Consider the following 17,643-nt stretch of genomic DNA (forward strand, 5'->3'; position numbering starts at 1 on the left):
CGAACAGCATGAGAATAGGTATAGAAGCACAGCGATTATTCAGACCCGAAAAACACGGGATGGATCGTGCTGTTTTGGAGTTGATCAAGCAGTTGCAACAGCTGGATACCGTGAATGACTACTTCATCTTTGTCCGATCCGACCAGGACCGAGGCGTAATACAGGAGACAGCCAACTTCACCATAGTCGAGATGAGCGGATCCTACCCGGTATGGGAACAGATCAAACTGCCTAAACTGGCCAAACAGTACCAATTAGACCTGCTACACTGCACGTCTAACACGGCGCCGGTCTGCTCTTCCACGCCGCTGATCACTACTATACACGATATCATTTATCTGGAAGGAAACCTGACCGACATCTTAAAAGGCAAGGCCACCACCTATCAGAAAGCCGGCAATCTCTACCGAAGACTGGTAGTTCCCACGGTAGCCAAAAAGAGTGAGGCCTTGATCACTGTTTCTCATTACGAAAAACAAAACATGAGTGCCTATTTCGGCACCCAGCAGGCCAACAAGCTACATGCCATTCACAATGGGGTTAGCCAGCAGTTCCAGATCCAACAGGACTTAGAAAAACTGCAAGCCGTTCGCGAAAAATACAAGTTACCTTCCCAATACTTGCTGCACTTTGGGAGCATGGACCCTCGCAAGAACACCCGGCGAGTGCTGGAAGCCTTTGTGCTCTATACCAAGGCCGTTGACCCCACCACCAATTTGGTCCTATTGAGTTACTCCCAAGAAGCTTTGATCGCCAATCTGCAAATTTTGGAAGCAGAAGACTTGCTGCAGCAGATCACCCTACCGGGATACATAGACGACCAAGACCTGGCTGCTATCTATCAAGATGCCGTCCTATTCTTGTTCCCCTCCCTGCGCGAAGGTTTTGGGATCCCCATCATTGAGGCCATGGCCTGTGGTGTACCGGTAATCACCTCCAACACTTCTTCCATGCCAGAAGTAGCTGGTCAAGCTGCTCACTTGGTAGACCCAACTAAAGTCAGTGAGATTGTTAAGGGTATGTTGGAAATACTCGGGGACAACAATTACCGCAACTCCCTGATCGAAAGAGGAAACAGGCGTCATCTGGAATTTTCCTGGGAGGCCATGGCCCAACAGGTGTTACAGATGTACAAGAGCATATTGAACCCTACTAAGAAGAACCCATTATGATACAAGGAAGAGACATTGTGGTCGTCAGTATCCAGCCCTGGGACATCGAAATAGGCAGTAATTGCAAGAACATTGCCAGCCAGTTTGCCAAGCACAACCGCGTGTTGTATGTCAACCCACCGCTAGATCGGATCACCAGCATCAAAGACCGCAAAACCGAAAAGGTGCAAAAGCGCCTGGAGATCGTTCGCGGGAAGCGATCCGACCTGGTACAGCTGGAGCACCATCTTTGGAACCTCTATCCATCTGAGCTGATCGAATCCATCAACTGGATCAGATCCGAATACTTGTTTGGCAGGCTTAACAGACGAAATGCACGGATTCTCGCCAACAACATTCGATCTGCGATGGACCGACTTGGATTTAAAGACATCATCCTGTTTAACGACAGTTCCATGTTCTTGGGTCTTTATTTGAACGAAATGATGAGACCAAATCAGTACACTTATTATATGCGGGATTTCCTGATCAAGGTCCCTTATTGGTCAAGACATGGGTCCTATATAGAACCCCAACTGATGAAGCAGGTCGACTTGATATTGAACAATTCACAATACCTGACCCAGTACAGCCGTCAATTTAACAACAACAGTTTTATGGTGGGACAGGGATGTGATTTAGAGGAATTTGACGACTCTGACAACCGATTAGCCATACCGGCTGATCTGGCGGCCATCCCGGGACCTGTAGTGGGTTATGTAGGATCCTTAACCAGCTTGCGATTGGACATCCAATTACTGGAATACATCGCCCGCGAACGCCCAGACTGGAAGCTGGTACTGGTGGGGCCCCAAGACGAACAGTTCAAGGCCTCTTCCCTGCACCAAATGAACAACGTTCACTTTTTGGGTAACAAAAGGCCGGACGAGCTTCCAGCCTATATCAAAGGTTTTGACGTAGCCATCAACCCGCAAGTGATCAACGATATCACCATTGGGAATTACCCCCGAAAGATTGACGAATACCTGGCCATGGGCAAAGCTGTCGTGGCCACCAAGACCGTTGCCATGGAGATGTTCAATGAGCATGTCTACCTGGCCAAGACCCATTCGGACTATGTGGATATGATCCAACAAGCGATCTATGAAGATCCAATGAAACGCTACCACCAACGCACCGAATTTGCCAAGAGTCATACCTGGGAGAACAACGTAGCCGCTATCTATGACGCAATCCATCATTCCATTGAAAACAGAATAACATGGAACTAGCACATCGCATTAAACAAACAGAGCGCTTGAAGCGAATTATACATTGGATGATCGTCATACCTAACCAAGCCCGGCCACGATTGTGGGTCAAGTGGTTTGTGAATCCCTTCTTTCACGAAAAGGGCAAGCGCGCTTGCCTGAGAAGAAGAACCCGCCTGGACGTAGTGCCCTGGAATAAGTTCAAACTGGGAAGCGAATCCACCATAGAGGATTTCACCGCCATCAACAACGGGGTGGGTGATGTCATCATAGGCGATCGAACCCGCATCGGACTATCCAATACGGTGATCGGCCCAGCTCTTATTGGTAATGATGTCCGGCTGGCTCAAAACGTGGTGCTGTCCGGACTGAACCACAACTACGAAGAAACAGACTCCCCCATTCACGCCCAAGGAGTATCCACTGCGCCCATCGTGATCGAGGATGAATCCTGGATAGGGGCCAATGCCGTGATCGTACCCGGTGTCACTATTGGGAAGCATTCCATCGTCGCTGCCGGCAGCGTGGTGACCAAGAATGTACCGCCCTACTCGGTTGTTGCAGGCAACCCGGCCCGGGTGATCAAGCAGTACGACAAACAATCTCAAACCTGGATCAAAACAAGATAAACTCCTATGGAACTACTAAAAATCACTTTCTGGGTCCTCTTCTTTATTGTTTTTTACACCTATATCGGATATGGCCTGGTCCTATATGTCCTGGTTCGTATCAAGCGTCTGTTCGTTGGTAAGACCTCAGCCGGAGCCGATCCGTCTTACGAACCCGAGGTGACCTTGTTGATCCCGGCCTATAACGAAAGAGACTATATCGATCAGAAGATCAAGAACAGCATGGCCCAGGATTACCCGGCCGACAAACTAAAGATCTGTTTTGTGACCGATGGCTCGGACGACGGAACACCAGAACTGGCCAGACAGTACCCTGGTGTTGCGGTTTACCATTCCCCAAAGCGGAAAGGAAAGATCAATGCCATGAACCGCGTCATGCCATTGGTGGAATCTCCCATCGTGATCTTTAGCGATGCCAACACCCTCTTGGGGGAGCAGTCCATAAGAAGGATCGTCAACCGATTTACCGACGCCACCGTTGGTTGTGTTTCGGGCGAGAAGCGCATCATCAGCAAAGAAAAAGATACGGCGGCCGGAGCCGGAGAAGGGCTTTACTGGAAATATGAATCCACCCTCAAGAAATGGGACGCCGAACTGAACTCAGTAGTTGGTGCCGCCGGAGAACTCTTTGCCATACGCACCGAACTCTACCAGGAAGTAGAGCCAGACACCATCTTGGACGATTTTATCATCTCCCTGCGGGTGGCCCAACAAGGCTACACCATCCAATACGACCCGAAGGCCTTTGCCATTGAAACCGCATCGGCCAATGTGCAGGAAGAACTCAAACGGAAGATCCGCATCTCGGCGGGAGGGATTCAATCTGTGGTCCGACTGCGCACCTTGCTAAACATCTTTAAGTACAAGACCCTGTCCTTCCAGTATATCTCCCACCGGGTACTTAGGTGGACCCTGACTCCGCTTTGCCTGATCCTAATGATCCCTGTGCTGTCGCGAATCGCACTGGACGAAGGGCTGCTAAGCAATAGTCTGTATACCGTGCTTTTCTGGGGACAGTTAATGTTCTACCTGGGGGCGTTGGTCGGACTGATCCTGGAGAACCGTTCCCTTCGCATCAAGGTTTTGTTTGTCCCTTATTATTTCCTGATGATGAACTATTCCGTGGTCATGGGCTTCTCCCGTTACCTGAGTGCCAATCAATCCGTCAATTGGGAGCGAGCTCAACGCGCTGCATAAACACCTATCAAAAACAAAGCACCATGAAACTAGGCGTCCTCATCTTATGCCACAACAACGAAAAGGAAATTCAGGAGCAACTCATCATCAAAAATTTTGCTAATCTGAACAACCTGGAGATCTGCCTAGTCAATAACCACAGTTCGGATAGCACCTACGAGAAATTGTCAGACATTCAGGAGTATTGTAAAAACATCTATTTGATCAACATCAACAAACACAAATCGGAACAAGCTGCACTGAGAGCAGGTAGCCGATATATGTTCAACCAATCCGAGGCAGTGACATTGGGTTATATTCCCAACATGGACAAATTGTCCTTGTATCAACTATTAAAAGGGCTCGCTCAAAATATGGAGGACATACTTGCCTTTCTGCAGCAGATTGAACGGGTTAGCTCCACCCGAGTAACCAAATGCCAAGAGATTTTTGAGATTCCACTGGAACTGTTGGATTCCAGATCCAATTCACAATCCGTCTAGGCCCGAAAATAGCTATTCATTCGTCTACAGTTATTGACCCTTGGACTATACCGATTTACAACTCGTAGATTATATATAAACTGAATGGGCTAGCAGAATATTTTTACAGGAAATTTCCAACCCAATAAGGCAGAATGCCCAAAAGAATAATTACATGAAAAAAAGCAACATTTTGATAAGTCTCTTGGTCCTGATCATGGTGAACTCTTCATGTACAAGACCGGAAGTAGAAGAATCTTTGGATCAAGAACAAGAAGGTATAGAAACTACCGTAGAAGACAATACTACCCTGGCTATACCGGCCGGATTCGATTTCTCGACCTACAGAAGCGTGGAGATCGTCATCAACGACCCTTCCCCTTATGCCAAATACGATGTGTATGCCTATATCACGGATTCGATCAGCCTGGGTATGCAGACCTATGAGGATCAGAGCGGGCAGATAGTGACCCGGGAAGTATTTCGGAACGATGTGATCAATAAGCAGATTTACAGCGGAGCGGTAAGAGGAGGAAATCTGAATCAAACCGTCAACGTACCTAAGTTCTGTACTCAACTCTATATCCGGCGCAACGAAAACCTAAATGTTAGTGCAGAAATCGTTCCCATTATTGACGACAAAGTAGATTACCTCTACATCGACCGTCGCCCAATCCGCAACAGCGGGACCGTAACGGATTATTTATACTGCGTAAACGGCTCAGGCGAGCACTTCCAGGTGGACCCTTTGACCGGAGAACTTACTTACCTATCCGATATGCCCATGGGTAGTTGGACTGCGGCAATTGACCAGGAGAACCTCAAAATGTACTCCATCGGAAGGAGCAGTCCTTACCCCTTGATGCGCTATGATATTGAAACAGGAGAATGGGACACCGTAGCCAATCTTGGTATTGGAGGACCCAGATTGGATTACAACGATGAGGACGGGTTGCTCTATTTCTCCAAGGACAGTACCCTGTACACCTTTGACCCCGATACCGGAGAAAATTTAGCGACCTGGGATATCATAGGAATACACAACACCCAAGGTGGAGACCTGGCCTTTGCCGAAGATGGCACTCTCTTTTTATGTTCCTTCTCTGGACTGTACAGGCTAGACCTGGACGAGAATAACGACTACCAAAGCACTCGGATCAGCGCTGACAACCTACCCTTTCAGCCTACTTCCATGACCTTCGATTCCAACCAGGAATTGTGGCTGGCTAACAGCAGTAGCAGCTCTGACCTGATCATCATGGATACCCAAACCGGAGGCTGGGAATACCGCTATGGGCAGAATGCCGGAAATGGGACCGACTTTGGCCGGACCATTAATGACCTGACCACCTTTAGGATCTTTAGCGACACCGTAGACGATACGGATTCTGATGGGGATGGCATCCCGGATCGAGACGATACATTTCCTGATGATCCAGATCAGGCATTTGAAGAATACACTCCTAGTAGATATGGTACAGGAACCGTCGCTTTTGAGGACCTTTGGCCATCCCGTGGAGATTACGACTTTAACGACATGGCATTGAGTTATCAAGTCACCGCAATTCTAAATGCTCAGAACCTGGTAGTCAAACTAGAGATCGAGTGCCGTGTAAAAGCAAACAGCGCCGGATTTAACAATGGCGTTGGTATTGAAATAGAAGGAGTTTCTCCTGCTCAAATAGAAGGTGTTTCCGGAACCGTATTGACCGAGAATTATATCAATCTAAATGCAAACGGAACTGAAGCGAACCAAGGAAATGCCGTAATCATCCTATGCGACAAAGCTAGCAACTTCACTAACCTATCTACCATCACGGTAGACCTTACTAATCCGATGACTACGCAAGCCCTGGGAGTTGCGCCCTTTAATCCTTTTATCATTGTCAACGGACAACGAGAAAAGGAGGTGCACCTACCCAATGGACATAAAACAGACCTGGCACAAGACACCTTCGACGTAGAAGGGGTGAATGCCGACCCAGATGGCAATTACATTGGTGACAACGGACGTCCGTGGGCCATTAGCATCATCCACGATTTTAAAGTACCCAAAGAATCGGTTTCTATTGAGAATGCCTACAATTACTTTACCTCCTGGGCACTCTCCGGAGGCGTTGAGTATACCGATTGGTACAAGGACAATCCCGGATATCGCAATGATGGATTGCTAGACAATTGAAACATCCTGAATCGTTGTTTTTAGTTCGTTAACTAACCAGGTGAATAAGGGCGGAATAAAACCCGCCCTTACCATTTGTTCAGCAGTAGGGTTCACTAAAATATGGATCAAATAAAACGGTCAAAACTCACATTTGACAGCTTGTCGATACTCTTGTTCATCTCATCGAAGGTATTCGTCTGTCAATCGAATAATGTATAAACGCCGTCCAGGTGGTCTTAGCTTTGAATAAATATTGATAGCATGAAAGTATTACCAAACAATAACGTACTGGCAATAGCACTGAGCTTGATCACTTACTGTTCTTGGTCACAAGAAGTGCTGCCCTTTCCAACACCGACCTCATCCAGTAGGGCGGGATTGAACATTGCCAATTCCATTCACAGTCCAACCCCGGAACCGAGAAGAATCTCTGAGGACGCACCCAACATATTGATCGTCTTGATCGACGATATAGGTAACGGAACTTCCAGTGCATTTGGAGGAGAGATCAATACACCAAACCTAGAACGTATTGTCAATAGTGGGATTGCCTACAACCGCTTTCACTCTACCGCCATGTGCTCTCCCACCAGGGCATCCTTACTCACGGGACGAAACCACACCTCGGTAGGCAACGGACAGATCTGCGAACTGGCCAATGACTGGGATGGCTTTACCGGTAGAATCCCAAAGACTGCGGCAACGGTAGCAGAAGTTCTAAAGAATTACGGATACAACACGGCCGCTTTTGGAAAGTGGCACAACACCCCGGCAGAAGAGACCACATCCAAAGGCCCATTCCACAGCTGGCCCACGGGATATGGCTTTGAATACTTTTATGGATTCCTGTCCGGAGAGGCCTCTCAGTACGAACCCAGCTTGGTCAGAAACACAACCGTAGTTGACCATCCAGAGACCAGCGGAGGAAACGACTATTATCACGTCACCGAAGACTTGGCCGACGACGCCATCAAATGGATCAGGGAGCAAAAAGCATTTGCGCCAGACAAACCATTTTTCATGTACTGGGCTTCTGGGGCTGTTCACGGTCCTCATCAAGTGACCAAAGAATGGATAGACAAATACAACGGGAAATTTGACGATGGATGGGATGCTTACCGCGAACGCGTATACGAGCGGCAAAAAGCTATGGGTTGGATACCAGAGAACACGGTTCTGACGGAACGTGACCCCAGCATGGCCGCTTGGAAGGATATCCCGAAAAAAGAGCGTCCCTTCCAAAGACGACTAATGGAGGTCTATGCCGGGTTTACCGAGCATACCGATCACCACGTCGGGAGAATATTTGACGAGATCGAACGGATCGGTGAAATGGATAATACCTTGATCATTTACATCTGGGGCGATAATGGATCTTCTGCAGAAGGACAGAATGGGACCATTAGCGAGCTATTGGCGCAAAACAGCATTCCGACGACAATCGACCAGCACTTAGCAGCACTGGACAAACTAGGTGGTTTGGACGTGTTAGGTAGCGGTAAAACCGACAACATGTACCACGCTGGTTGGGCTTGGGCAGGTTCTACCCCTTATAAATCGACCAAATTGGTCGCGGCACATTTTGGCGGTACACGACAACCCTTGGCCATCTCTTGGCCCAAAGGTATCCAGCACGACAAGACGCCTAGACCACAATTTCACCATGTGAATGATATAGCACCCACCATATACGAGATACTCAATATAACACCTCCACAAGTTGTCAATGGGGTATCTCAAGATCCCATAGATGGTGTTAGTATGGTTTACACCTTCGACGATCCTATGGCCGAGGGTCGTTTGCGAACTCAATTCTTCGATATAATGGGAAGTCGAGGAATCTATAAAGATGGTTGGTTTGCAGGCACCTTTGGCCCAAGAAATCCCTGGGTACCAGGTTTGCCGCCTGGCATAATGGACTGGAACCCGGAAAACGACCAATGGGAGTTGTACAACATCGACCAAGATTGGTCCCAGTCCAATGACCTGAGTAAAACCCATCCGGAGAAACTCGAAGAAATGAAAAGTCTTTTCTTGGTAGAATCTGCCAAAAATGACAATTTACCCATTGGAGGAGGACTGTGGTCCGTAATCTATCATCCGGAAGATGCTCCAAAGACCGATTATACCGAGTGGACCTTTTTGGGAGATATAGATCGCATGCCAGAATTTGCCGCACCTAAGCTCGGTAAGTTCTCCAACACCGTCCAAATGGCCGTCAATGTGCCCGAAAATGCCAATGGCGTCCTCTATGCCTTAGGAGGCTTTGGTGGCGGCCTGACCTGCTTTGTAGAAAACGGCAAATTGATCTATGAATACAACCTCTTTGAAATAGAACGAACCGTGATCAGTGGAGAAAAACCACTTCCTGAAGGGGAGGTTACCATCAGTGTGGTTTCCACCAAGCAAAAACCACAGGCACAATCGCCTATGGATGTTGTGATTTACGTGAATGGCGAGAAGTACGGCTCTGGCACAATCCCAGTCATTGCTCCGCTTACATTCACGGCCAACGATTGCTTGGATTTTGGAAAGGACCTGGGGTCGCCCGTGTCTCTAAACTATTACAACAAGGCACCTTACCACTTTAATGGAAAGATCATTGAATCCACTGTTAAATACCCGAAATATTGATACACATTTATCCCCACATAAGTGTTTGATGAGCAATTTTTGTTCTCTAAAGCTGAGTGTCCCGGGCAACTGGGGATAGATTACCTGGGACACTCTATTTATGAGCATCCGATCCTTTGTCATGATTGGGGTCGGATGCACTTTTAAAACGCTAACCAAATGACCACCAAGACTATGACATTTTAACGCTATCAGAACCCTATCTTACTAAAACAAAAATTATCATGGACCCTATTAGTCTATTCCTTTTCAAACGAAAAACGTGCTATTTGCAACAAAATCAGCATCAGACTGCTTCTTTTGTAACTCGCTACACCTGTCCTTGGCGCAGGGTGCCCACGACCTTTTAAAAAAGGTTATCCATTCAACTATTCCAGTAACCACCCACTTTTTCGGAGACCGGGTTTGAAAACCATCATGCCTGTTGACCGATTATTTTCAAACTGAATTGCAACACCAGTCAATCTATGTTAGCCCATAGTTGACCCGATTATACATAAGATGAAAAGAGTTGAAGAACTTCAAAACGATCTGGCAGCACTCACCAAAGCGCTTCAGGAACACAAACTTTACGAGCACCTAAACGACCTGGACGACATCAAGGTCTTTATGGAAAATCATGTTTTTGCGGTATGGGATTTTATGTCCTTGCTTAAATACCTGCAACAGCGACTGACCCATGTGGAGATCCCATGGTTCCCTCCCAAGAACCCAAAACTTTCCCGGTTTATCAACGAAATTGTGTACGGCGAGGAAAGTGATATCAACGAATTGGGAGAAGTTAAAAGCCATTTTCAGATGTATTTAGATGCCATGCAGCAGTTAGGCGCAAGCACCTTGAAGATCGATCATTTTATCGACCTCCTTCAATCTGGCTATACGATGGAGTACGCATTAGGTCATTGTGGAGTGAACAAAGGCGTGGCGGATTTTGTACGCTTCACATTCTCGATCATCCATACAAAAAAACCACATATCGTTGCCTCCGCCTTCACCTTTGGCCGAGAAGATCTGATCCCCGAATTGTTTATTGAAATTCTACGGAAGACCGATTCCAAACAACACAGTCTGCGAAAATTCGAGTACTATTTACAACGGCATATTGAATTGGATGGAGACGAGCATGGTCCGCTCTCACTGCTGATGATCGAAGAACTCTGCGGCGATGACGATCAAAAATGGATCGAGGCTACGGCTGTGGCCAAACAGGCGATACAACAAAGAATTCGATTATGGGATGCCGTTTCGTTGGAAATTACACTGAAGAAGAAAGATCTATGTCGAGTATACCTTTAGGCAAAGGCTGAAGTAACTTTACCTGATTTGGGTAGCTTGTTTAAGGTATAACTAATCAGATGAAAAAGAGGCGGGAAAAGCCCCGCCTCTTTTCGTTCTGTCCCTTCGCTTCCCTCAACGCAAGGGCCAGTTGGCCCCTTGCTTAGCCTCGTTCACGCAATCTTAATTGCTCGCTCCCATCCTAGGCACGACCTTTGAACTGTTGAATTTAAAATCAAACAACTTGAGTATGAAAACCCTTATCCTTTTATGGGCAGTACTAGCAGTTAGCATTACTACACAAGCCCAAACTAAGAATTTTATCGATCAACCCTATATGGAGACCACAGCGACAGTAGATTCCCTGGTGGTTCCAGACAAGATCTTTTTGGCCATCCTGATCACCGAGGCCGATACCAAGGGAAAGGTCTCTACCGAAGTGCTGGAACGCCGCATGTATAACACCCTGACCGGTCTGGGGATAGACACCAAAGAGAAACTTAAACTCTCTGATGTTGGATCCAACTTCAAGAAATACTTTTTAAAGAATAAGCAGGTACTCAAAGACAAATCCTATACCCTGGAAGTAGGTGATGCTGTAACCGCCGGAAAGGTGATCGTTGGTCTGGAAGAGGCCGGTATTTCTGATGTCGAACTCAGAAAACTGGAATTCTCAAATCAAGATAAACTATTGAGATTACTGGAGCGTAAAGCAATTCTCGAAGCAAAGGATATTGCCAATAATATGGTCGAACCCTTGGGGCAATCTGTTGGAAAGGCCATCCACATACAGAATAGTTCGAGTTTTCAATTACCTCGAAGAGAATCTGGTGCCATGGGCTACAAAGTTACTACCATGGACTCCTTTATGGAACAAGAGGCTATTGACATAGAATTTGAGGAGATACGTTATATGGCGAGTGTGCAGGTGAAGTTTGCACTTGATTAAAGCGTTAGGGGTGAAGCTATCTGTCATTCCTGTCTTAAAGAAGAACTCGTCACATCGAGTGAATTCTCGTCAGTGAATTTGTATCGAGATGCGGTGAGCAGTGAAGAGAAGTCATTCAGGGCTTGACCCACGACGGAGCGTTAAAAAAATGTCCGGTGGACATTTTTAGCGAACGGGCCAGGTGGCGTGCTGGCATTAAATATGGTCATTTGCTTGAAATATCTCGAATCGAAAATTCGATTCTCGTTTTTTTCCTCTTCATTTTCTTTGCTCGTCCAAAGAAAACGAAGCAAAAGAAAAGACGCCCTCCGCAAGGAATTTTTGCTTCGCAAAACCGTCCAAGATTGCCTAAAATCTCTACAGGGATTCGCGATTTCTTAACGGCAATCTCGGACCTATTCTGGTGCTCCAGGGTTACCACACCGTAGTAATCGTTAGGAGAACTGCGATCTAGCCAAATATAAAAATGGCCCATATGCCTCTTCCCGTAAAATGTGAGGCAGCAAAACGTCGCATTTAGTTGTGTTTGAGCGCAGCGAGTTCTGCTAAATGCAGTTTTGCAACGTAACATTTAGGGAAGGGTTGCATCCGGGGCCTAGCTTTTTTGGTTCTTTTTTGAGCGATGTAAAAAAGAACAAAGAGAACAGGGGTCAGGGCTCCCCCTGAATTATGTTATGGAGGTTCATTTCGAAAGAACCCCGCTCTTAACGATTAATTAACCTCAACCCGGTAGGACATTTCCTCCATGGAATGTTTCATTAGCAAACAACATTGCCATGAAATCGATAAAACTCTTCCTCCTTTTGGGGCTGATCACTTTTTGCTCCTTCGCCCAAGAAAACGACAACTCAACTTCTAACGACTCTGCCAAGATCAGGCAGCACGAGATCCGGGTAGATGTATTGGAAGGACTATTGGTTCCTGCCTTGGACATCAACTACGAATACATCTTCTCCAAGCGTTCCGGTGCCGGACTAGCGGTCTATATTGCCCTGGACGACCTGGGAGGAGACTACCAGCAATGGGCCATTGCCCCCTACTACCGGCAGTACTTCTTTAGCAAGGAGGAATATGGCGGAAAAGGCTTTTTTGTAGAAGGCCTGCTACAAGTGGGTGGTGGTTCTTACGAAGACATCTACTTAGAATCCTCCGATACCTTTTCCTACCAAGAATCCAACTGGACCCAGTTTGGGATCGGTTTTAGCTTTGGCCAGAAATGGGTCAGCTCCAATGGTTTTGTAGCCGAGCTTAGCCTGGGTGGTGGGCGCTACTTTGGTGCGGACAATGGGCCGGAGGCTTTTTTTAGAGGGGGTGCGCTCGTGGGGTGGCGGTTTTAGCACTTCGTGCCGTGATTCGTTAGTCGTGATTCGTTAATCGCGGGTTTAGTCTATAGTGGGTGGTTCGTAGACGGTAGTTGTATGTACGTCACATCGAGTGAATTCACGGCAGTGAATTTGTATCGAGATGTGTTGTTCTCGATACAACGACCTGCGGTCGCCACTCGAACTGACGGTTCTAAATTGAAGGTTGAAGAGGTCAGGGTGAAAAACTGGCTTAGTCTGCAGTCCAACAAGGGTACTACTGACGAGAGACTACCGACTACTCACTTCTAATATAGGTCGAATGATAACCGTCTTCCCTTCCTTAAAGGCTCGCTCGGAGATCTTGAGGTAGTCTTGTTTTCCTTTTTCGGTGGTGTAGTCGACGAAATAGGTTTCTTCCTGGCTATTTTTTGCTATGACTATTATTCTGAGGCGCATCTTATTGGCACTTATTGAGTTATGCTAGAGGGTAGAAAAATACGTATTTATTGGTATTGCCTAATCCTCTGTGATACATTTCTTTGAAAGAAACTTTTATTATGAAACTAGAATTTGAAGTTACCCGTAGAGAAGCCTTCATACTCCTTGATGGCCTGAAATACCTCAGACAACAAACAAATAATCAAGAAACCTTAAAGGCGCTTACCAAGATCATAAGAGAGATCATCAGGGATGGCAATCTGGAGATCGAAGTATTTAAGTTATTGGTTAAGGTGCTAAAAAATGATTCCACTCCAGGAGTGAAATTTGAGCTCGACTCTAGCTTGAAAAATGATCTTGACATAAGCCCTACTTTCATAAATAGTGTACATGGACTTCGCAGTGACTGTAATCTTGTCCTTGAATACATCGTCAAAAAGCACAAACCAGGTAAGGCCCCAGGAAGTGTATCCATACAGAAGACCAGGAAGTGTGAAACAATCCAAGACGTTATCAACCTGATCGTAGATAAGTATGAGAGCATATAATTTCCTCCTGGGTTTATTCTTTCTCTGTTCCTTATCGGTGTTGGCCCAGGAAGGAGAATCTACCAAACCCTATTTGACCTTTAAGGTTGGACAATCCTCCAGTAATAGTTATACCAAAGGCGAACCTGCAGTGTTTACAGCGACCTACCCTGCTAACGACACCGTAGATAATTCGTTTCTGATCAATGGGTATGCGGAGGTGGCCATCAATTTTGAAAATACCGACTGGACCTTCGGAATTGCGGGAGAAGTTCAAAAAAACACACTTATTGACAAAGAACAGGATGTGCGTCAGTTCGGTGTAACCTTTGGTAACAACTTTCCTATCAGAAGGAAAAAATCGGATACCGATGAATTCGGACCGGATCGTCCGCTGAAAGGACTTTTAGTCTTTAGCGGAAGCTTAAAGTACTCCGAAGATCGCGAAAAAGAAACCGAAGCCTTTCAAGGTCATATTGGACTTACCTATGAGCAAACCGACAATCGGGCAGGTATTTTTAATACCAAGCGATTCTATCCCAAACATCAATCAAAAAGCGATTTTGGTTACTACTTGCTTTTTAGACACGATTACAACTTTGGATTAGGATACATCGGCGGGGACGAAAATGTTCTCTTCGGAAAAATGAACCTACAGTTCAATGCACACCCGCTAGGCGGCTTAATGAAAAAATTGCTTGATCAACGGGAATTTCTCATGCTGCGATTTACCTATGATGCCCGAGCACCGTTCATAGGGTCCACCGACCTGGACGAGCATCCATTGAGAACATTTTCTGGGGGGATCAAGTACAAGATCAAAAAGAACAATGTGGTCGAACTTAGTTACAACTGGAACAAGGGAGCTAACCCCTTTGCCGGCTTGGATAACCAGGAGTTTGAGACCATAGTGATCAAGTTAAGTTTAGATCTGAATAATCGCAAGGAGGAATAAGTAATTTGCCTCTATTATTCCCTATAGTTAGTATTCTCATATTTTCATTCAACAAATCAAATACATGCAAGACACCCAAACAATTACCCTATCCGAAGATCTGTTCAGCGACCACCCTAATAACCAAAATGGCTGGAGTCAAGACTATGCCGAATTGATCATTAGGACTGCCTTAAAGGAAATGAGCCATCCGGTCAATCCAGATGAGGTAAAGTTCACCCTTTATACTAGCCAAGCTCTTGTTCAAGACAACCCCCACTCTGAAGTCTGTTTTGTGGAAACTGATCAACCAGGATTTTTCTTTGTGATGCGGGATATGATGAACTCCATCAACGTGGTGTACAACCGCTGGGATTAATTAAACCTAGGAATCTATCATGAAGAAAATCATAAAAGTCCACCTTAGGACAGTTAAAGAGAATGGGATGGGCCTGATGGACCAGGACTATTACCACGACAAAATGACCATTAATCATGGTCGTCTGGAATATGCGGACGAGGACTGGTATGCAGCAGAATTTGAAACGGAAGAAGAATTAGTCACCATTATTATAACCGGCCAGGACATCCCACCGGATTGGGACGACACACCCGGACACCATATGGAGATCAAGGTTTATGTGCTGGATGCTGCTGAAGAGCGGGACATAGACTTTCACGACGATGAGCCTCTGTTGGTTGATGGTAGGTTTCGGTTTGAGTGGACCTTTGAGGAGGAGAGCTGATTATTCAGGGCCTTCGACCTCCCCCACTTTATACTCCTCCACATTCCATTTGGAAGTACTATCCGGCTCGTAAACTTCCCATTGGTCCCAAAAATGAAAGTTGAGTTCCAGCGGGATCTTTAGATCATCCCAAGAAAGTCTGATCTGCAACCAGTCCATATCCTCCGGGGAATAATCAAAGTCGAAAAGCGCATCACCCGCATTTAGTCTTTTGAGTATATCCTCCTCTAGAGCCAACTTTAGATTCTTTATGCAGAGTTGATAATCCTCCCTGGCCCAAAGTTCCTTAACCGTCAATTTTGGGTCTATCTAATCATTGTAAAGTGGTTTTAATGACGTTCCCTGTATCATGTGAACTCTTTTCTTTTTTCTTCTTAAGACCCAATAGTTGTCTAAGGAACGTACGTCTTCTTCGGTAGCGCAACTACAGAGTTTGAGGGTGTTGAGGGGGGAGCACATGGGGATATGGTGATTCGTTAGTCGCAAATCGAGTCTGTAGTCAGTAGTTGGTAGTCGGTATAGTTAGCACTGCCGACTAGGGACTAGGGACTAGGGACTACTGACTACAAACTTCTCAAAACAGGTCGACAATGTAGGAGAATAATCATCTCAAACTTTGGGGTAAGGAGGGAAAGTTGTTAAGGGGGTGGGTTGATAAATTTTGTGGGGGTGAGTTATGGGAAACCGTAAGGACGAGATTAAGAATTATTCCAAATTTCGGTAATTGATTGTGGGTATGGGAAGTAGTATAAGATGATTTGGATTGTCACGTTTTTTCATCGGAAATACGTGTTTTTACTTAGTTAAAACCGTTTAGAAATTTCTAATTTGAAACACTTAGAAACGTTTAATGTGCTGTATAACGCGAAAATATTCCCAACAAGTCACATTATTTTGGGGATATTACAAGTTAGCTACCATACAAACAATCACCCCAATGAAAAGAACGATTTTATTCATAATCTTTGCCATGATACTCACATTTTTATCTTGCAAAGAATCCAGAAAAAGAAAAACAACAGAAATTATATCATCTGAAAATGTTGTGCCAGTAGAAGAATTTCTCTTCTCTACATTGATTTCTAAAAATGGTAAAATTGTCCTAGAAGAATATCATAACGGAAAAACAAAAGATAGTCTTTGTGATGTACAGTCTTTAACAAAAGGACTGATGAGTATTCTCATTGGAATAGCCATTGACAAGGCGTACATAAAGCATATCGATGAGCCAATAGAAAACTATTTCCCTGACGAATTCAAAAATTTGACTGATAAGAAAAAGAGCAACATCACAATTAGGCATCTTTTAAACCAATCTTCTGGTCTTTCTTGGAAAGGCTATTTGGAACACGAAGCATGGTTGAATAGTGAAGACCCCATTTCTTTTGTTTTAAATAAGAATTTAGAAAATAGTCCTGGTGAAAAGTATAATTATAATTCGGGAGCGACACATTTGCTTTCTGTTATCATAAGTAGAGTAACTGGAATGACCACTTTAGACTTTGCAAACAAATTTTTATTTAATGACTTGCATATTACATCTGTAGATTGGCAAAAAAGAAACAAAGGTTATTATGACGGAAGTGGTCTTGGTCTTAAAATGAAACCAATTGATTTAATGAAACTAGGTCAATTATTAGAAAAAAATGGGATTTGGAACGGTAAGCAATTAGTTTCTAAGGAATGGGTGCAGAAACTATTTAGTGAAAACGAAAAATATGCCACAGAATGGGGTTTGAGAAATTCTAAACACGGATTTTGTTGGTATCATTCTGAATTGAAAGGTAACAAAATTGATTATGGAATGGGGTACGGAGGGCAATTTATCATTATGATTCCTGATAAAGAACTCATCATTGTTACAACCCAGAATCACGACACACCAAATGGAATTGAACAACAGATTAAATTCTTGAATGGAAAATTAGCAAAACTGATAAAAAAATACGGCAGCTAACAATGCATATAAAAAATAGGCGAAACAGTAATAAATTCAAAGCTTTTGGCTCGTTTCAAACTTTGT

Annotated in this window: 17 protein-coding genes; 15 read left to right on the forward strand and 2 right to left on the reverse strand. The window is 45.2% G+C overall.

Annotation, left to right across the window (positions count from 1 at the left end; translation table 11 throughout):
• The first annotated feature begins 8 nt into the window (after nt 1-8).
• The 10 genes from BST85_RS09425 to BST85_RS09475 all read left to right on the forward strand — a co-directional run bounded on the left by BST85_RS09425 (nt 9) and on the right by BST85_RS09475 (nt 13,008).
• A complete protein-coding gene (locus tag BST85_RS09425; protein ID WP_104813016.1) occupies nt 9-1,172 on the forward strand; it encodes a glycosyltransferase family 4 protein in 1,164 nt (387 codons plus the stop codon).
• The gene (locus BST85_RS09430) at nt 1,169-2,383 is read left to right on the forward strand and encodes a glycosyltransferase (protein ID WP_104813017.1); all 1,215 of its coding nucleotides are present in this window, start codon (nt 1,169-1,171) and stop codon (nt 2,381-2,383) included. The genes BST85_RS09425 and BST85_RS09430 overlap by 4 nt, the downstream gene beginning before the upstream one ends.
• Nucleotides 2,374-2,991 carry an acyltransferase gene (locus BST85_RS14590; protein WP_104813018.1) on the forward strand — a complete coding sequence of 206 codons (618 nt, stop codon included), beginning with the start codon at nt 2,374-2,376 and terminating at the stop codon, nt 2,989-2,991. The genes BST85_RS09430 and BST85_RS14590 overlap by 10 nt, the downstream gene beginning before the upstream one ends.
• Nucleotides 2,992-2,997: 6 nt before the next feature.
• Nucleotides 2,998-4,188: a glycosyltransferase family 2 protein gene (locus BST85_RS09440; RefSeq protein ID WP_104813019.1), complete on the forward strand. Its 1,191-nt coding sequence runs from the start codon at nt 2,998-3,000 to the stop codon at nt 4,186-4,188.
• Nucleotides 4,189-4,211: 23 nt separating this feature from the next.
• A complete protein-coding gene (locus BST85_RS09445) occupies nt 4,212-4,670 on the forward strand; it encodes a glycosyltransferase (protein ID WP_104813020.1) in 459 nt (152 codons plus the stop codon).
• 154 nt (nt 4,671-4,824) lie between these two features.
• Entirely contained in the window at nt 4,825-6,831 is a 2,007-nt protein-coding gene (locus BST85_RS09450) for an LruC domain-containing protein (protein ID WP_104813021.1), read from the forward strand.
• Nucleotides 6,832-7,074: 243 nt separating this feature from the next.
• Nucleotides 7,075-9,447: an arylsulfatase gene (locus tag BST85_RS09455; RefSeq protein ID WP_104813022.1), complete on the forward strand. Its 2,373-nt coding sequence runs from the start codon at nt 7,075-7,077 to the stop codon at nt 9,445-9,447.
• 501 nt (nt 9,448-9,948) lie between these two features.
• Entirely contained in the window at nt 9,949-10,743 is a 795-nt protein-coding gene (locus tag BST85_RS09460) for a DUF3050 domain-containing protein (RefSeq protein WP_104813023.1), read from the forward strand.
• Between the two features lie 229 nt (nt 10,744-10,972).
• A complete protein-coding gene (locus BST85_RS09465) occupies nt 10,973-11,671 on the forward strand; it encodes an SIMPL domain-containing protein (protein WP_245917669.1) in 699 nt (232 codons plus the stop codon).
• A gap of 776 nt (nt 11,672-12,447) precedes the next feature.
• Nucleotides 12,448-13,008, forward strand: coding sequence for a hypothetical protein (locus BST85_RS09475; protein WP_104813025.1), 561 nt, complete (start codon nt 12,448-12,450; stop codon nt 13,006-13,008).
• 255 nt (nt 13,009-13,263) lie between these two features.
• On the opposite strand, the gene BST85_RS14350 is transcribed toward BST85_RS09475, so the two are convergent.
• Nucleotides 13,264-13,431, reverse strand: coding sequence for a hypothetical protein (locus BST85_RS14350; RefSeq protein WP_181039999.1), 168 nt, complete (start codon nt 13,429-13,431; stop codon nt 13,264-13,266).
• Between the two features lie 101 nt (nt 13,432-13,532).
• Here BST85_RS14350 and BST85_RS09480 point away from each other — a divergent pair, with 101 nt between their 5' ends.
• The 4 genes from BST85_RS09480 (at nt 13,533) to BST85_RS09495 (ending at nt 15,620) form a co-directional block, all read left to right on the forward strand.
• Nucleotides 13,533-13,961: a hypothetical protein gene (locus tag BST85_RS09480; RefSeq protein WP_104813026.1), complete on the forward strand. Its 429-nt coding sequence runs from the start codon at nt 13,533-13,535 to the stop codon at nt 13,959-13,961.
• A complete protein-coding gene (locus tag BST85_RS09485) occupies nt 13,948-14,895 on the forward strand; it encodes a hypothetical protein (RefSeq protein WP_146090699.1) in 948 nt (315 codons plus the stop codon). The genes BST85_RS09480 and BST85_RS09485 overlap by 14 nt, the downstream gene beginning before the upstream one ends.
• A gap of 64 nt (nt 14,896-14,959) precedes the next feature.
• On the forward strand, nt 14,960-15,253 hold the full coding sequence (locus BST85_RS09490; RefSeq protein WP_104813028.1) for a hypothetical protein: 294 nt from the start codon (nt 14,960-14,962) through the stop codon (nt 15,251-15,253).
• A gap of 19 nt (nt 15,254-15,272) precedes the next feature.
• Nucleotides 15,273-15,620, forward strand: a complete 348-nt coding sequence (locus BST85_RS09495) for a hypothetical protein (protein WP_104813029.1) — start codon at nt 15,273-15,275, stop codon at nt 15,618-15,620.
• On the opposite strand, the gene BST85_RS09500 is transcribed toward BST85_RS09495, so the two are convergent.
• A complete protein-coding gene (locus BST85_RS09500; protein ID WP_104813030.1) occupies nt 15,621-15,917 on the reverse strand; it encodes a hypothetical protein in 297 nt (98 codons plus the stop codon).
• Nucleotides 15,918-16,557: 640 nt separating this feature from the next.
• On the opposite strand from BST85_RS09500, the gene BST85_RS09505 reads away from it, so the two are divergent.
• Nucleotides 16,558-17,577 carry a serine hydrolase domain-containing protein gene (locus BST85_RS09505; RefSeq protein ID WP_181040000.1) on the forward strand — a complete coding sequence of 340 codons (1,020 nt, stop codon included), beginning with the start codon at nt 16,558-16,560 and terminating at the stop codon, nt 17,575-17,577.
• Nucleotides 17,578-17,643: the final 66 nt, after the last annotated feature.

The organism is Aureitalea marina (assembly GCF_002943755.1).
Taxonomy (GTDB): domain Bacteria; phylum Bacteroidota; class Bacteroidia; order Flavobacteriales; family Flavobacteriaceae; genus Aureitalea; species Aureitalea marina.

What these genes read in the sequence shown, in the direction of transcription:
- BST85_RS09505 (WP_181040000.1), top strand. Translation starts at nt 16,558, where the DNA reads ATGAAAAGAACGATTTTATTCATAATCTTTGCCATGATACTCACATTT.
- BST85_RS09430 (WP_104813017.1), top strand. Translation starts at nt 1,169, where the DNA reads ATGATACAAGGAAGAGACATTGTGGTCGTCAGTATCCAGCCCTGGGAC.
- BST85_RS09450 (WP_104813021.1), top strand. Translation starts at nt 4,825, where the DNA reads ATGAAAAAAAGCAACATTTTGATAAGTCTCTTGGTCCTGATCATGGTG.
- BST85_RS09490 (WP_104813028.1), top strand. Translation starts at nt 14,960, where the DNA reads ATGCAAGACACCCAAACAATTACCCTATCCGAAGATCTGTTCAGCGAC.
- BST85_RS09460 (WP_104813023.1), top strand. Translation starts at nt 9,949, where the DNA reads ATGAAAAGAGTTGAAGAACTTCAAAACGATCTGGCAGCACTCACCAAA.
- BST85_RS09440 (WP_104813019.1), top strand. Translation starts at nt 2,998, where the DNA reads ATGGAACTACTAAAAATCACTTTCTGGGTCCTCTTCTTTATTGTTTTT.
- BST85_RS14350 (WP_181039999.1), bottom strand. Translation starts at nt 13,431, where the DNA reads ATGCGCCTCAGAATAATAGTCATAGCAAAAAATAGCCAGGAAGAAACC.
- BST85_RS09495 (WP_104813029.1), top strand. Translation starts at nt 15,273, where the DNA reads ATGAAGAAAATCATAAAAGTCCACCTTAGGACAGTTAAAGAGAATGGG.
- BST85_RS09425 (WP_104813016.1), top strand. Translation starts at nt 9, where the DNA reads ATGAGAATAGGTATAGAAGCACAGCGATTATTCAGACCCGAAAAACAC.
- BST85_RS14590 (WP_104813018.1), top strand. Translation starts at nt 2,374, where the DNA reads ATGGAACTAGCACATCGCATTAAACAAACAGAGCGCTTGAAGCGAATT.
- BST85_RS09475 (WP_104813025.1), top strand. Translation starts at nt 12,448, where the DNA reads ATGAAATCGATAAAACTCTTCCTCCTTTTGGGGCTGATCACTTTTTGC.
- BST85_RS09480 (WP_104813026.1), top strand. Translation starts at nt 13,533, where the DNA reads ATGAAACTAGAATTTGAAGTTACCCGTAGAGAAGCCTTCATACTCCTT.
- BST85_RS09455 (WP_104813022.1), top strand. Translation starts at nt 7,075, where the DNA reads ATGAAAGTATTACCAAACAATAACGTACTGGCAATAGCACTGAGCTTG.
- BST85_RS09485 (WP_146090699.1), top strand. Translation starts at nt 13,948, where the DNA reads ATGAGAGCATATAATTTCCTCCTGGGTTTATTCTTTCTCTGTTCCTTA.
- BST85_RS09445 (WP_104813020.1), top strand. Translation starts at nt 4,212, where the DNA reads ATGAAACTAGGCGTCCTCATCTTATGCCACAACAACGAAAAGGAAATT.
- BST85_RS09465 (WP_245917669.1), top strand. Translation starts at nt 10,973, where the DNA reads ATGAAAACCCTTATCCTTTTATGGGCAGTACTAGCAGTTAGCATTACT.